Annotated in this window: 12 protein-coding genes; 7 read left to right on the top strand and 5 right to left on the bottom strand. The window is 69.7% G+C overall.

What is annotated here, in order from left to right:
* The 3 genes from QHF85_RS20245 to QHF85_RS20235 all read left to right on the top strand — a co-directional run bounded on the left by QHF85_RS20245 (window position 1) and on the right by QHF85_RS20235 (window position 1,857).
* Entirely contained in the window at window positions 1-654 is a 654-nt protein-coding gene (locus QHF85_RS20245; RefSeq protein ID WP_281328883.1) for a DUF3540 domain-containing protein, read from the top strand.
* A 10-nt stretch (window positions 655-664) separates the two neighbouring features.
* A complete protein-coding gene (locus QHF85_RS20240; protein WP_281328882.1) occupies window positions 665-1,057 on the top strand; it encodes a DUF4150 domain-containing protein in 393 nt (130 codons plus the stop codon).
* A 95-nt stretch (window positions 1,058-1,152) separates the two neighbouring features.
* Entirely contained in the window at window positions 1,153-1,857 is a 705-nt protein-coding gene (locus QHF85_RS20235; protein ID WP_281328881.1) for a hypothetical protein, read from the top strand.
* Here the strand turns inward: QHF85_RS20235 and QHF85_RS20230 are convergent, their stop codons facing one another.
* Genes QHF85_RS20230 through QHF85_RS20220 form a run of 3 tightly spaced genes read right to left on the bottom strand, consistent with a single transcriptional unit; the run spans window position 1,858 to window position 4,824 of the window.
* Entirely contained in the window at window positions 1,858-2,541 is a 684-nt protein-coding gene (locus QHF85_RS20230) for a DUF3750 domain-containing protein (RefSeq protein ID WP_281328880.1), read from the bottom strand.
* Window positions 2,538-3,398, bottom strand: a complete 861-nt coding sequence (gene thiM / locus QHF85_RS20225) for a hydroxyethylthiazole kinase (protein ID WP_281328879.1) — start codon at window positions 3,396-3,398, stop codon at window positions 2,538-2,540. Before thiM ends, QHF85_RS20230 begins: the two co-directional genes overlap by 4 nt.
* A gap of 1 nt (window position 3,399) precedes the next feature.
* Window positions 3,400-4,824, bottom strand: coding sequence for an L-serine ammonia-lyase (locus tag QHF85_RS20220; protein WP_281328878.1), 1,425 nt, complete (start codon window positions 4,822-4,824; stop codon window positions 3,400-3,402).
* A gap of 101 nt (window positions 4,825-4,925) precedes the next feature.
* Between QHF85_RS20220 and QHF85_RS20215 the strand changes: the two genes are divergently transcribed.
* From QHF85_RS20215 to QHF85_RS20200, 4 genes are all read left to right on the top strand, one after another.
* Complete coding sequence (locus tag QHF85_RS20215; RefSeq protein ID WP_281328877.1) at window positions 4,926-5,207, top strand: hypothetical protein; 282 nt, start codon at window positions 4,926-4,928, stop codon at window positions 5,205-5,207.
* Window positions 5,208-5,220: 13 nt separating this feature from the next.
* Window positions 5,221-6,678 carry a TolC family protein gene (locus tag QHF85_RS20210; RefSeq protein WP_281328876.1) on the top strand — a complete coding sequence of 486 codons (1,458 nt, stop codon included), beginning with the start codon at window positions 5,221-5,223 and terminating at the stop codon, window positions 6,676-6,678.
* Window positions 6,679-6,686: 8 nt separating this feature from the next.
* Window positions 6,687-7,991, top strand: a complete 1,305-nt coding sequence (locus tag QHF85_RS20205) for a copper oxidase (protein ID WP_281328875.1) — start codon at window positions 6,687-6,689, stop codon at window positions 7,989-7,991.
* An 84-nt stretch (window positions 7,992-8,075) separates the two neighbouring features.
* Entirely contained in the window at window positions 8,076-11,957 is a 3,882-nt protein-coding gene (locus tag QHF85_RS20200; RefSeq protein ID WP_281328874.1) for an ATP-binding protein, read from the top strand.
* Here the strand turns inward: QHF85_RS20200 and QHF85_RS20195 are convergent.
* Both QHF85_RS20195 and QHF85_RS20190 read right to left on the bottom strand, forming a co-directional pair.
* A complete protein-coding gene (locus QHF85_RS20195; protein WP_281328873.1) occupies window positions 11,954-12,577 on the bottom strand; it encodes a hypothetical protein in 624 nt (207 codons plus the stop codon). The two genes, QHF85_RS20200 and QHF85_RS20195, sit on opposite strands and share 4 nt — an antisense overlap.
* A gap of 226 nt (window positions 12,578-12,803) precedes the next feature.
* Window positions 12,804-13,952 carry a histidine kinase gene (locus QHF85_RS20190; protein ID WP_281328872.1) on the bottom strand — a complete coding sequence of 383 codons (1,149 nt, stop codon included), beginning with the start codon at window positions 13,950-13,952 and terminating at the stop codon, window positions 12,804-12,806.
* Between the last annotated feature and the right edge of the window lie 111 nt (window positions 13,953-14,063).

Raw genomic sequence — 14,063 nt, 5'->3', positions numbered from 1 at the left:
ATGCGAAACCTTGCGACCAAACAGAAACCATCGGACCTCGCCACCCAGCTCGCGGGCCAGGTCCTCCGCGTGGAGGGAGCCGTCTTGTTCGTGCGGGCCGACGGCGCCGTGCACGAGGCGCGGCGGGCCGCGAGCTGTCTGCTCGAGCCTGTGACGGGGGATCGGGTGCTGCTCGCGACCATCGCCGACGGTTCGTCGTACGTGCTCGCCGTGCTCGAACGCGCGGAGGGCACGCCCGCGACGCTCTCGGTCGAGGGGGATTGCGCGATCCGGCTGCCGAACGGGCAGCTCTCGGTGGCGACCGCGAAGGGGGTCGAATTCGTGTCCGCGGGGGACATCTCGATGACTTCGCCCGCCGTCGAGGTGAAGGCGGTGGAGGGCAGGTTCGGCCTCGGCCGCCTCACGGTCGTGGGCAAGGAGCTCTTCGCCGAGATCGCGACCGCGAAGACCACGCTCGGCGCGCTCGATATCGTGGCGGAGCGGGTGATGCAGAAGGTGCAGCGCGCCTACCGGTTCGTCGAGGAAATGGATCAGCTCCGGGCGAAGCGGGTCGATTACACCGCCGAGAAGAGCATGCACCTCCACGGCGAGAACACGCTGATGACGGCCGACAGCCTCGTCAAGTTCGACGGCGAGCACATTCACATGGGTTGAGGGAGGCGTCATGTTCGCGAACACGCAGATGATGGGAATGGATCTCGGCTTCCCGGACGTGTGCCTCACGCCCATGCCGGCGCCCGTGCCCATTCCCTATCCCAACGTTCAAATGGGGCCGATGACCGTCCCCGCGGCCTACCATTGCCTCATGATGTGCGCGCCGGCCCACAACATGTTCTCGACGGGCGTGATGAGCTTCGGCGACACGCCGGGCATCGCGCTCGGGGTCGCGAGCGGAATGGTGATGGGGCCGCGCCGCCACGTGACGGGCGGGTTCACCTGCCTCGTCGGCGGCGCGCCCGTCACGCGCATGACGAGCATGGCGATCCAGAACAACACGAATTGCCCCGGCATGCGGATCGTGCCGAGCCAGGTGCAGGTGCTCGTCCTCTCCCCGTGAGCCGCGCGGCGGCCGTGGACGCCGAGCGTGATGATCTGGATGACCGCCAGGGGGGTACGTGACGTTCCCCAAGGCAAAGCCGCGGAAACCCTGAAATGAGCGTGCTGCGGCCAGGAAAAACGGTTCTCGTCGGGCTCGCGGCGGCCGCCACGGTCGCGAGCGTTTCGGCGCGGGCGCGGGCCGAGATCCCCGAGGTCGAAGATCGCCGTTATGGCCTCGGCAGCGTGAACATGTTCCTGCGGTACGCAGAAGTCCGCGATCCCGAGGCCGTGAACCATCTGTCGGGCCTCTTCATGGGCGGGCTCTCCGCGCGCGCCCTGTATGGCAAGCGGATCGCATATGGGTGCGGCCTCGGGCTCGAGCTCGGCGCGGGCGGGGCGCCGGGGTTCGGCTTCGGGTTCGAGCTTTATCCGGCCGGCGTGGCGGTCGCGATCGGGCCGTCGGGGTATTTCGGTATCTTCGCCGGGATCGGCGTGAACGGCGTGACGGCGCGCGTGCCCATGACGCTCGTGCTGCCGGCCGAGATCCGGCTGGAGCTCGATGTGACGAAGCGCGCGCGGCTCGGCGCGCTCTTCGCGCTGAACTGGACCCCGGCGGACGACGTGCGCCAAAGCCGCGCGGGGCTCGTCCCGTTCGCCGACGAGAACACGATGGCCCTCACGGCGCGGTTCGGCAAGACGTTCGAGCGATACGGCAACATGATGGGCCGCGGCTATTTCTTTCGCCTCGAGCGGCGCGAGCTGATGCGGACCGTCTCGCTCGGGCTCGTGTTCGGCTGGGAGCTCGAAGCGGCGAATTGATCAGCGGTCGTCGAAGCCGAGCCGGCCCGGGTTGACCGGCAAGATGATGGCCGGCGGCCACCAATCCACGCCGATCGTCAATCCGAGGATGTGCAGCTCCACGCCCTCCGTCAGGCCGAGCTTCACGCCCGCGATCCACGTCTCGACCTGCAAGCCCGTGCCGCCGCTGGTCTGCGAGATGCCGATCGGACCCCGATAATCCTTGCCGATGGCCGTCGACGGCAAGTCGACCGGGATCCGGCAGCGTCGGAGCATTTGATCGACGTACGTATTGCTGTTCGGGCCGGGGATCGGAAAGTAATCGGGGTGCTCCTCGTTGTACCGCGGCGTCTGCTCGTCGAGGCATTTTACGATTTGTCGGATCGCGTCCCGATCCCTCTCGACGACCCCGTGCAGCGCCACGTCCCCTTCGCCGAAGTACTGAAGCGGCTGCGACGTCGTCTCCTTGAAGGCCCGCGAGAGCAACTCGTACCGGAGCAGCGGGCCCTGGTCCGCGACGTTCGCCACGATCCACGCGTGCCGCGCCACCATCGTGATCGGCTCGGGCATCTCGCCGCTGAGCACGGCGACATAAGGTTTGTCCGCGGCCGGCAAGGTGGTCGGGCGCCGCAGGACGACACAACCCGCGCTCGACGTGAGCGCGGCCGCGGCGAGCGCGAGGCGGGCGAGGCGCGCGAGGTTCACCGGATGCGGACCCGCGCGAGGGCCGCCTCGTCGAGCTGGTAGAGGACGTCGAGCAGGTGCATTTGCAGGCTGCCGGGGCCGGGGGATCGCTCTGCGGCGATCTCGCCCGCGACGCCCATCACGGCCATGGCGTGCGCGGCCGCGACGAACGGATCGGGCTCCACCGCGAGGAAGGCCCCGACGAGCGCGCTCGCCGTGCACCCGAGGCCCGTCACCCGCGGCATCATGGGGTGGCCATTGTGGATCTCGCACACCCTGTCGCCGTCGGTCACGTAATCGACGGCGCCGCTCACGACGACGACGCAGCCGTGATCCTTGGCGACCCAGCGGGCCGGCTCCACGGCGATCTGCGAGGGGTCGGTGCTGTCGACGCCCCGCGTGACCTTCAAGGTCACGGAGGCGAGCGAGAGCGTCTCCGACGCGTTCGCGCGGATGACGGCGGGCCCGAGCTTGGCGAGTTGCTGCGTCACGCTCGTGCGCAGCGGCGTCGCGCCGACCCCGACCGGGTCGAGCACCCAGGGTTTGCCGAGGGCCCTGGCGCGCGCGGCGCCGAGGCGCATCCCCGTGATCCAGGGCGGCGAGAGCGTCCCGATGTTGATCACGAGCGACGAGGCGATCGCGACGAACTCCTCGACCTCCTCGGCCGCGTGCACCATCGCCGGCGCGGCGCCGAGCGCGAGCAGGGCGTTCGCCGTGTTGTTCATCACGACGTAATTCGTGATGTTGTGCACGAGCGGCGAGGCCGACCGTATCTTCTTCACGAGCTCCCAGGTCATGCGCGCCTGATCCGCCATGTTCGTCCCCAGGTTTGGTTCGGCGAGGCCGCCCATCTTCGGCGACGGCGGCCTCCACGTCAACCTAGCATTCGGGAATACCTACGCTCACGTCGATCGTGGGGTCGATCGGGGCTTCGAGCACGTTCACGGCGAGGCCGCCGCGCGCGGTCTCCTTGTACTTCTCCTTCATGTCGGCGCCGGTGTCCCGCATCGTCTTGATGACCTTGTCGAGGGCGACGAAATGGCGGCCGTCGCCGCGGAGCGAGAGGCGCGCGGCCTGGATTGCCTTGATCGCGGCCATCGCGTTGCGCTCGATGCACGGCACCTGCACGAGGCCGCCGATCGGATCGCAGGTGAGGCCGAGGTTGTGCTCCATCGCGATCTCGGCCGCGTTCTCCACGTGCGCGGGGCTGCCGCCGAGCACCTCGCAGAGCGCGCCCGCCGCCATCGAGCAGGCCGAGCCCACCTCGCCCTGACAACCCACGTCCGCGCCGCTGATCGAGGCGTTCTCCTTGTAAAGCAGGCCGATCGCGCCCGCCGTCAGCAAGAACCGCACGACGCCGTCGTCCGTCGAGTGGGGAATGAACCTGCGATAATAATGCAAGACCGCCGGGATGATCCCCGCCGCGCCGTTCGTCGGAGCCGTGACCACGCGGCCGCCGGCGGCGTTCTCCTCGCTCACCGCGAGGGCGTAGAGGCTCACCCAATCCATCGCCGTCAGCGGGTCGCGCAGGCCCGCCTCGGGGTTTTCGAGCAGGTTCCGGTAGAGCCCGGGCGCGCGGCGCTGCACGTGCAGGCCCCCGGGCAGCGTGCCCTCCGTGCGCAGGCCGCGCAGCACGCAGGCCTGCATGACCTGCCAGATCCGCAAGAGCCCCGCCCGCGTCTCGGCCTCGGGCCGGAAGATCGATTCGTTCGCGAGCATCAGGTCGCTGATGGAGAGCCCGCGCGCGGCGCAGGCCGCGAGCAGATCCGCGGCCGTGCGGAATGGGTAGGGAAAACCGGCTCGCGGTGCCTCCTTCGGCGCGTCCGCGCCCGCCTCGGGGTCGTCGACCACGAAGCCGCCGCCGACCGAATAATAGACGCGCGCGTCGAGGACCTCGTCCTCGGCGTTCGTCGCGGTGAATCGCATCCCGTTCGGGTGAAACGGCAGCGCCTTGCGGGAGAAGAGGATCTGCGAGGGCAGCGCGAAATCGATCTCCTTGCGTCCGAGCAGCGCGAGGCGGCCCGTGGATCGGACGAAGGCCACTTGCGCCTCGACGCGCTCGACGTCGACCCCGTCGGGCGTCTCACCGAGGAGGCCGAGGATCACGGCCTTGTCGCTGCCGTGGCCCTTGCCGGTCGCGCCGAGCGAGCCGAAGAGCTCGGCCTTCACCTTGGCCGTCCGCTCGAAGAGCCCTCGTTGCTCGAGCCCCAGGGCGAACGTGCGCGCGGCCCGCATCGGCCCCACGGTGTGCGAGCTCGAGGGGCCGATGCCGATCTTGAACAGATCGAAGGTGCTGATGGTCATCGCGGCCGGAGTGTACTCGACGCGCCCCGGCCTGGCGAAGCGCGCGGAGGTGCTACATTCGCCGCGCGCGGGCGGCCCTGTTCGTCCGCGCCCCTCCGTCGATGAAGATGCTTTCCACCTTTCCGTTTCTCTTCGCCTTCGCGACGGCCGCCTGCGCCGCCGAGGCCCCCCGGACCTTCCGGTCCGAATCTCCCGCGAGCCCCGCGGCCGCGCCTGCGAAGCGGCCCTCCGTGGGCGCGGTGCTCGCCGCGAAAGACCCGCTCGAAGCGCGCGTCTGCGCCGAGGGCGCGCCGTGCGTCTTGCCCGACGCCCCGGCGGCGAAGGCCGAGCCCGCGCAGAATGGCGGGCACGGCGGGCATCACCATCACCACCACGGGCCGTGAGGGAGAAACGATCATGACGAGCTCGCGGTTGATTCGTGGTGTTTCCGCGCTGCTTCTGTGGCTCTCCGCGGCCGGGTGTGGCCGCGGCGCGCTCGACACGGACGTGCGCGAGGTGAACGAGTTTCTGGCCGCGCAAGGCGCCGGGAAGACGCCGGGCGGCGCAGCGCGCGCCTCCGTGGCGCTCCCGTCCGAGGAGCGCTGGGAGGAGGATCCGGCCGAGGCGCCGCGCCTCCTCGGCAAACCCTTGCATGCCGACGCGGCCGTGCGCCTCTCGCTCCTCTTGAACCGGGATTTGCGGGCGTCGATGTACGAGGTCGGCATCGCCCGCGGCCGCGTGGTGCAAGCGGGGCTCTTGCCGAACCCCGAGGTCGAGGTCTCGCTGCGCGCGCCGCAGGATCCCTTTCAGACCCTGCAGGCCGACATCGGAATCGAATACGACATCTCGCGGGTGATCCTCTTGCCCTTGCGCAAGGGCGCGGCCGAGGCGGAGCTCGCGGCCGAGCGCGTGCGCGTGGCAGGGCAGGTGCTCGACACGGGATATCGGGCGCGGATCGCGTTTTACGACGTGCAGGCGCGGCAATCCGTGCTCGACCTGCGGTCGCGCGCGCTCGCCGCCTACCAGGCCGGGTATGCCGCGGCGGAGGAGCTCCACCGCGTGGGCAACCTGCCGGACGTGGATCTCGCGACGCAACGCGCGGCCGTGGAGGCGTCGCGGATCGAGGTCGCGGAGGCGGAGAACGCGCTGCTCGACGCGCGGGAGCGGTTGAACCTGGCGATTGGTTTGTCGGGGGAGCAGACCTCGTGGACGGCGCCGGATCCGCTGCCGCCCCCGGAGGTGGATACGATCGACGCGAACGGGGAGAAACAAGCGGTCGCGGCGAGCTTCGAGCTCGCGGAGATCGCGGGCCGGATGCAGGCCGCGGGCAAGCGCGTGGGGGTGGCGCGCGCCGAGGGGAGCTTGCCGCACCTCTCGGGCGGGTTTCACAGCGAGCACGACGGACGGAGCTGGGAGATCGGCGGGCACGTGACGGTGGGGCTGCCCATGTTCGATCGGGCGCAGGGCCGCGTGATCAGCGCCGAGAGCGAGCTCGGCGTCTTGCGGGAGCGGTACGTGGCGACGGCGACGGCGGTGCGCGCGAACCTTCGAATGGCGCAGAACCGCGTGGAGTCCGCGGGCAAACGGGCGAAGCATTTTCGAGACGTGCTGATCCCCGCCCGGGAGAAGGCGCTCGCCGAGACGATCTTGCAATACAACGCGATGCAGGTCGGCGTGTTCCAGGTGCTCGAAATGCAGCGCCGCGTGACGGACACGGGCATCGCCTACACGGAGACGTTGCTCGAATACTGGAAGGCGCGCGCGGCGCTCGCGCAGATCCTCGCGGGGCGGCATCGATCGCTCGGGCTCGCGGCGCCGGGCGTCGGCAGCCTGGGCGCGGGCGCGGCGGACGCAGGCGAAGGGCAGGGGCACTAGGAGGCAGCATGGATCGACGTGATTTCGTGAAGATCGGCGCGGCGATCGGCGGCGCGCTCGTGGCCTCCGAGGCGCTCGCCCAGGGCGCGCCCGACAAGAACGCGGGCAAACGACAGCGGCGCGCGGGGCCTTTCCCGGGAGGACAGCCGGCGGTCGTGACGCCGAACGGGACGACGTTGCCGCTCGTCGAGAAGGACGGCGTGAAGATCGGCCACCTCGTGGCGATGCCGGTCAAACACACGCTCGCCCCCGGCCTCGAGGCCGACTGCTGGGGGTACAACGGCCGGGTGCACGGCCCCACGATCGAGGTCGTCGAGGGCGATCGCGTGCGGTTTTACGTGACGAACCGGCTCCCCGAGCCGACGACCGTGCACTGGCACGGCGTGATCCTCCCGAACGGCATGGACGGCGTCTCGGGCATCACGCAGAAGCCGATCGAGCCGCGGGAGACGCACGTCTACGAGTTCACGTTCGGCAAGGCGGGCACGTTCATGTACCACCCCCATTACGACGAGATGACCCAGATGGCGCTCGGGATGGTGGGGATGATCGTGGTGCACCCGAAGAACCCGAAGGGGCCGCGGGTGGACCGCGATTTCGCGCTCATCACGCACGAATGGGCGATCCCCGCGGGCACGCGGCGGCCGGATCCGAACGAGATGACCGATTTCAACGTGCTCACGTTCAACGCGAAGGCCTACCCGGGCACGGCGCCGATCGTCGTGGGCAAGGGCGAGCGCGTGCGCATGCGGTTCGGGAACCTGTCGGCGATGGATCATCACCCGATTCACCTGCACGGGCTGACGTTCGAGGTCGTGGGGACCGACGGCGGCGAGATCCCTGTCTCGGCGCGGTATCCCGAGACGACGGTGCTCGTGCCGACGGGCAGCGTGCGGGTGATCGAGTTCGTGCCCACGGAGTCGGGCGACTGGGCCATGCATTGCCACATGACCCACCACATGATGAACCAGATGGGCCACGGTTTTCCCGTGATGGTCGGGGCGAACGCGCAAAAGATCGACGCGCGGGTGCAGGCGCTCGTGCCCGATTACATGACGATGGGTCAATCCGGCATGGGCGGGATGGACGACATGAAGATGCCGGCCCCGAAAAACGCGATCCCCATGCGCGGCGGCAAAGGTCCGTTCGCGACGATCGACATGGGCGGCATGTTCACCATCCTGAAGGTGCGTGACGATCCGGACGCCGAGGATGGGACCGGCTGGTATGTACATCCGAATGGGACGGTGGCGAACAAGGCTGATGATGTGAAAATGAAGGCGGATGGGATCGACCCGAATGTGGCGTTCTGAGCGCCGATAAGCCGAGCGAGCGTCCCGGACGGCAGGTTTTTCCGCGCTAGCCTCGCGGGCGTACGTCCATTAAAAACTGGATTGATGGCTCCGCGTGATGTCCAGGATTCAGCGGTCGAGCCCTGCCTCGCCGGGGGCGGGGAGATGGGCGCGCTGATGCGCTCGTTCGATTGGTCGCGGACGCCGCTCGGACCCGTGTCGGGATGGCCGACGAGCCTCAAGACGATGGTCGGCGTCGTGCTGAACACGCGCTTCCCGATGCTGATCTGGTGGGGGCCGGAGCTCATCCAGGCGGTCTACAACGACCGTTACCGGCCCATCCTGGGCAACAAACATCCCGCGTCGCTGGGCGCCCCCGGCGGTGAGGTTTGGCGCGAGATCTGGGACGTGTGCGGTACCATGGCGCGCGGCGTGCTCGAAGGCGGGCCCGCGACGTGGAGCGAGCACCTCTTGCTCTGGATGCAGCGGCGCGGGTTCGTCGAGGAGACGTACTTCAGCTTCTCGTACAGCCCCGTCCCCAACGACGACGGGCGCGTGGGCGGCGTGCTCGTGACCGTGCACGAGACGACCGAGCAGATCCAGGACGACCGGCAGCTCCGCATGCTGCGGGACCTCGCGGCGCGCGCCCCCGACGCGACATCCGCCGAGGAGGCCTGTCGCACGGCCGCCCGGATCTTCGGGTCGAACGAGGCCGATCTGCCGTTCGCGCTGCTCTACCTCGCCGACGCGCGCGAGGGCGAGGCGAAGCTCGTCGGCGAGAGCGGGCTCGCCAGATACGAAGGCCCCGCCAAACCCGCGGTGCTTCCGCTCCGAGGCGATACCTCCCGGGCCGCGTGGCCCCTCGCCGCGGCGGCGCAGACAGGGCGCAAGGTCGTCGTCGACGACCTCGTCGGAAGGTTCGGCGCCCTGCCGGGCAGCCGCTGGGGGAGCCCGCCGGAGCGCGCGATCGTCCTGCCCCTCGTGCACACCGGGCAACCCGAGCCTTACGGTTTTCTCGTGGCCGGCGTGAGCCCGCATCGCCTGCTCGACGAGCGGTACTGCGGGCTCTTCCGGCTCGCGGCCGATCAGGTCGTCACGACGATCCGCAACGTCCGCGCGTACGAGGAGGCGCGCGCGCACGCCCAGGCGCTGGCCGAGATCGACCGCGCCAAGACGGCCTTCTTCAGCAACGCGAGCCACGAGCTGCGCACGCCGCTCACGTTGATCCTCGGGCCCGTCGAGGACGCACTCGCGTCGGGCACGGGGACGCTCTCCGGCGAGGGCCTCGGCTGGGTGCATCGGAACACGATGCGGCTCGCGAAGCTCGTCAACGCGCTGCTCGATTTCTCGCGGATCGAGGCCGGTCGGGTCCGCGCCTCGTACGAGCCGACCGACCTCGCGGCGCTGACGATCGACCTGTCGAGCGCGTTTCGCTCGGCCTTCGAGCGGGCGGGGCTCGCGTTCGAGGTCGATTGCCCGAAGCTCGCGGAGCCGGTCTTCGTCGACCGCGACATGTGGGAGAAGATCGTGCTGAACCTGCTCTCGAACGCGCTCAAGTTCACGTTCGAGGGAGAGGTCCGCGTGGCCTTGCGGGCGGCGGGGAGCCACGTCGAGCTCACGGTCGAGGACACGGGCACGGGGGTCGCCGAGGAGGAGCTGCCGCGCCTCTTCGATCGGTTCCACCGCATCCAGGGCGCGCGGGCGCGCACGCACGAGGGCTCCGGCATCGGGCTCGCGCTGGTGCAGGAGCTCGTGCGGCTGCACGGAGGGCGCATCGAGGTCACGAGCGAGCTCGGCAAGGGGACGAAGTTTCGGGTGGGGGTCCCGTTCGGCGCGGCGCACCTGCCCGCCGAGCGCGTCTGCGCGGTGCCGGCGCCGGCGTCGAGCCGGAGCGGCGCGGCGGCGCCGTACGTGGAAGAGGCGCTGCGGTGGCTTCCCGGCGTCGACGAGGAAGACGGCACGAAGGGCGCGCCGAGCTTGCTCCCGGAGCCCCCGATCGGCGCGCTCGCGTCGAACCCGAGCGCGCGCGTCCTGCTCGCCGACGACAACGCCGACATGCGCGCGTACGTCGGGCGCATCCTCGGCGAGCACTGGGAGGTCGAGGCGGTCGCGGACGGCGCGGCGGCGCTCGCAGCCGCGCGCGCGTCGCGGCCGGACCTCGTGCTGACGGACGTGATGATGCCGAACCTCGACGGCTTCGGGCTCTTGCGGGCGCTGCGCGACGACGCGGCGCTCTGCGACGTGCCGGTGATCATGCTCTCGGCGCGCGCGGGCGAGGAGTCACGCGTCGAAGGTCTGCGGGCGAGCGCGGACGACTACCTCGCCAAGCCGTTTTCCGCGCGCGAGCTCGTGGCGCGCGTGGCGATTCACCTGCAGCTCGCGGCGCTGCGGAGGAGCGCGGTGCGGGAGCGCGAGAAGATGCACGCGCTCTTCATGCAGGCGCCGGTGGCGATCGCGTCGCTCCGCGGTCCGCGCCATGTCTACGAGCTGGCAAACCCGCGCTTCGAGGCGATGGTGGGCAAGCAGAACATGGCGGGGCGGGCGTACGTCGAGGTGTTCCCGGAGCTCGCTGACCACCGGATCATCGGCATCCTCGACGAGGTCTACGCGACGGGCGTCCCGTATGTGACCGACGAGCTGCGGCTCGACATCGATCGCGGGAGCGGCCACGTGGAGGAGTCGTACTTCAGCTTCAACCTGTATCCCGTGCGCGGCGCGTCCGGGGTGCCGGAGGGGCTCCTCTGCGCGGCCGTCGACGTGACGGAGCGGGTGCGGGCACGCAAGCGGCTGGAAGAGGCGATGCGCGAGCGGGAGGAGCTGCTCGTGCGAGAGCAGGAGGCGCGGCACCTGGCGGAGGCGGCGAACCGGTCGAAGGACGAGTTCTTGGCGATGCTGGGGCACGAGCTCCGCAACCCGCTCGCGCCGATCACGACGGCGCTGTACCTCATGCGGATGCGCGCGGGCGACGTGGCCGCGCGGGAGCGAGCGGTGATCGAGCGGCAGGTGAAGCACCTGGGGCAGCTCGTGGACGATCTCCTGGACGTCTCGCGGATCACGCGGGGAAAGGTGGAGCTGAAGAAGGAGCGCATCGAGATCGCGGAGGTGGTGGCGAAGGCGATCGAGATGGCGAGTCCGCTGCTGGAGCAGCGGCGGCATCATCTGACGGTCGAGGTGCCCTCGCGGGGCCTCGTGGTGGACGGGGACGGGACGCGCCTCGCCCAGGTGATGTCGAACCTGCTGACGAACGCGGCGAAGTACACGGAGCCGGGCGGTCGGATCGCGGTGGAGGCGGAGCGGCGGGGGCGGGACGTGGAGATCCGGGTGCGCGACAACGGGATCGGGATCCCCGCGGACGTGCTGCCGAAGATATTCGATTTCTTCGTGCAGGACAGACAGGCGCTCGACCGTGCGCAGGGAGGGCTCGGGCTCGGCCTCGCGATCGTGCGGAACCTGGTGACGATGCACGGCGGGACGGTATCGGCGCGGAGCGAGGGGAAGGGGCGAGGCAGCGAATTCACGGTGCGGCTGCCCGGCGCGATGGGGCTCTCCGAGGTGGAGGTGATGCGGACGTGGCCGCGGGCGCCGGTGCCGGTCGGGGAAAGCGCGGGGCATCGGATTCTGGTGGTGGACGACAACGAGGACGCGGCGGTGCTGCTGGCGGAGTCGCTGGGGAGCTTGGGGCACGAGACGCAGGTGGCGTCGGATGGGCCGTCCGCGCTGCGTCTGGCCGAGAAGTTTCGGCCCGACATCGCGCTGCTCGACATTGGTTTGCCGGTGATGGACGGCTACGAGCTGGCGCATCGGCTGAGGGAACGGCCGGAGCTCGAGCGGCTCCGGTTGATTGCGGTGACGGGGTATGGGCAGGAGTCGGATCGGTCGTTGTCGCGGAAAGCCGGGTTCGACGCGCACCTCGTGAAGCCGGTGCAATTCGATCGTCTGGCGGGGCTCTTCGACGAGCTGTTCCGGCAAGAGGGGAAGGCGGGCTAGAACGCCGCAAGGAATCGATTTCGTGTTCCCCGCGCGCTCCCGCGCGAGCCTTCGCCTTCTTTCTTGTCCGGCCCGAACGCGACACCCACGACGAACGATCCGCGGAAGAAGTATTCGTCCTCCTCCATTCGATTGCCCGTCGAGATCTGCTCCCAGGTGACCCCGTGGGGCGTGAAATCGACCTGCAATCCAATCACGAAGAAGTCGAGCAGGAACGCGGTGCGCAGCCCCGTCGTGAACGCGACGCTGTGGTTGTCCACGATCTTGTAATCGGGCACGTTCACGGTCTGGAGCTCCATCGGAAAGCGCGCGCCGAAGAAGGGACGGAGCTCGAAGATCTCCGCGAGCCGGATGGACCAGCTCCCGTGCACGGCCGGGCCGAGGTACCGATACGTGCCGTAGCTGCCGGCGTAGTTGACGCCATAATCGAACGTACCGCCCAGACAAATGGCGTCGAGGAGCCGCAGCTCCATCGTGGCGCCGACGCCGGCCTCCGTGCCGGCGCCTCCGTGCACCGTCGCGACGAACCGATGGCCCTTGTCCCGGGCCGAGGCTGCGGGCAGGAGCGCGAAGAAGCCGATCAGCGCGGAAGCGAGCTGCGCGATTCGAAGACGAGTCACTGGAACACCTCCATCGGGGGATCCATTCCGGAATGTGGAAAGGAAGCTCGACCCGAAGAATGCGGGCAGGCGCCCGTCCAGCGACGTTCATCCGACGAGCCGCGGCATCCCCCCTACGAGCGGGGCCCTGGTGGCGACGAAGCGGGGAGGCGCGGCGGAGGCCGGCCGCGTTGGCAAGCAGCATTTCGACGTTCCCGAGCGCGCGCTCGGGGGGCGACGGGCATGCTCACGTGCGAGCCCCGAGCTCTCCGGGGGATGAAATGCACGGGAGCTCGACGATGGCTCGGGTGCCGTCGGGCAGGGATTCGAGGTGCAGGGCGGCGTCGGCATATCGGAGCGCGAGGCGCCTCCGGACCGCGCGCAAGCCGAACGCGCCGGAGCGCGGGGGCGTCTGGGGAATTCCGGGGCCATTGTCCTCGATCGTGCAGACGAGGCGCGGGGCAGCCCCGTGTTCGGCGAGGGTCACGACCGCACGGACGAGGACGGTTCCAGGGCCGCCACGCCGGCGCAGGGCTCCGTGCTTGACGGCATTCTCGACGAGCGGCTGGAGGAGGAGGCGCGGGAGGAGGACGTTCTCGGCAGGGGGCTCGATGTCCCATTGAAAGCGGAGGGAGCCGGCGTGGCGTGATTCGAGGATGTCGGCATACCGGCGAAGCCACGCGATCTCCTCGTCGAGGGTCTGCATTTCGTCGGCGTCGCGGAGGGCGTCGCGGAGGAGATCGCCGAGGCAAGCGAGGAGGCGGCGGGCCTCGCGTGGATCCTGGGTGACGAGGCCGGCGATCGCGTTCAGCGTGTTCAGGAGGAAATGGGGTTCGAGCTGCGCGCGGAGGTGCGCGAGCTCGGCGGCGGCGCGGAGCTTTTCGGCTTCGAGCTTGAGCTTTTCGGTTTCAAGGGCGCGGAGGCGCGCGTCTTCGGCGGCGAAGGGATACACGAACGCGAGGGCCCAGAAGCCGCACATGAAGAGGCCGTAGACGGCGCCGAAGACCGCGAGGAGGGTGTACGAAGCGCGGCGCTCCGGCTGCATGCCGAGGCTCGGGAAGCTCAGTGCCACGAAGACGATGGCCAGGGTGGAAGCCACGCCGACGACGGCCGCGACGAGGAGGCTGACGAGGAGGGTTCGTCCCGAGGTGAGCCGTCTTCGGGTGGCCCAATGGAAGCTCGCGGAGAGGGCAAACATGAGGAGGGGGACGGTGACGAGGAGGAAAGCGAGCCGAAGGGCAAGGTCGTCGGCAGGCTGGCGGCTGAGGACCGAGGGGAGCGTTTGCAGGAGCATGACGCCGAGGACGACGACCGTGCCCACGGCCCAGCGGCGCCAGCCGAAGAATCGCGTGTAGAGCGGCGAGGTCCCCACGCCGTCGCTGTCGTTCTCGCGCATGGCGGGAGAATAGACCGCGGAGGGTGGGCGGGGGAACCCTGCTTCGGCGGCCGCCGTGTCTCGTCGGGGAGGTCGTCGGTGGTGCCCCATTCGCCCGGCGGACGGGCGAAC

This window comes from Polyangium sp. 6x1 (assembly GCF_029946515.1).
Taxonomy (GTDB): domain Bacteria; phylum Myxococcota_A; class Polyangia; order Polyangiales; family Polyangiaceae; genus Polyangium.
This window is presented reverse-complemented; position numbering and strand designations above follow the sequence as displayed.

Coding starts and splice junctions, on each gene's coding strand:
- QHF85_RS20200 (WP_281328874.1), top strand. CDS start 8,076: ATGGCTCCGCGTGATGTCCAGGATTCAGCGGTCGAGCCCTGCCTCGCC.
- QHF85_RS20205 (WP_281328875.1), top strand. CDS start 6,687: ATGGATCGACGTGATTTCGTGAAGATCGGCGCGGCGATCGGCGGCGCG.
- QHF85_RS20245 (WP_281328883.1), top strand. CDS start 1: ATGCGAAACCTTGCGACCAAACAGAAACCATCGGACCTCGCCACCCAG.
- QHF85_RS20220 (WP_281328878.1), bottom strand. CDS start 4,824: ATGACCATCAGCACCTTCGATCTGTTCAAGATCGGCATCGGCCCCTCG.
- QHF85_RS20215 (WP_281328877.1), top strand. CDS start 4,926: ATGAAGATGCTTTCCACCTTTCCGTTTCTCTTCGCCTTCGCGACGGCC.
- QHF85_RS20240 (WP_281328882.1), top strand. CDS start 665: ATGTTCGCGAACACGCAGATGATGGGAATGGATCTCGGCTTCCCGGAC.
- QHF85_RS20210 (WP_281328876.1), top strand. CDS start 5,221: ATGACGAGCTCGCGGTTGATTCGTGGTGTTTCCGCGCTGCTTCTGTGG.
- QHF85_RS20190 (WP_281328872.1), bottom strand. CDS start 13,952: ATGCGCGAGAACGACAGCGACGGCGTGGGGACCTCGCCGCTCTACACG.
- QHF85_RS20235 (WP_281328881.1), top strand. CDS start 1,153: ATGAGCGTGCTGCGGCCAGGAAAAACGGTTCTCGTCGGGCTCGCGGCG.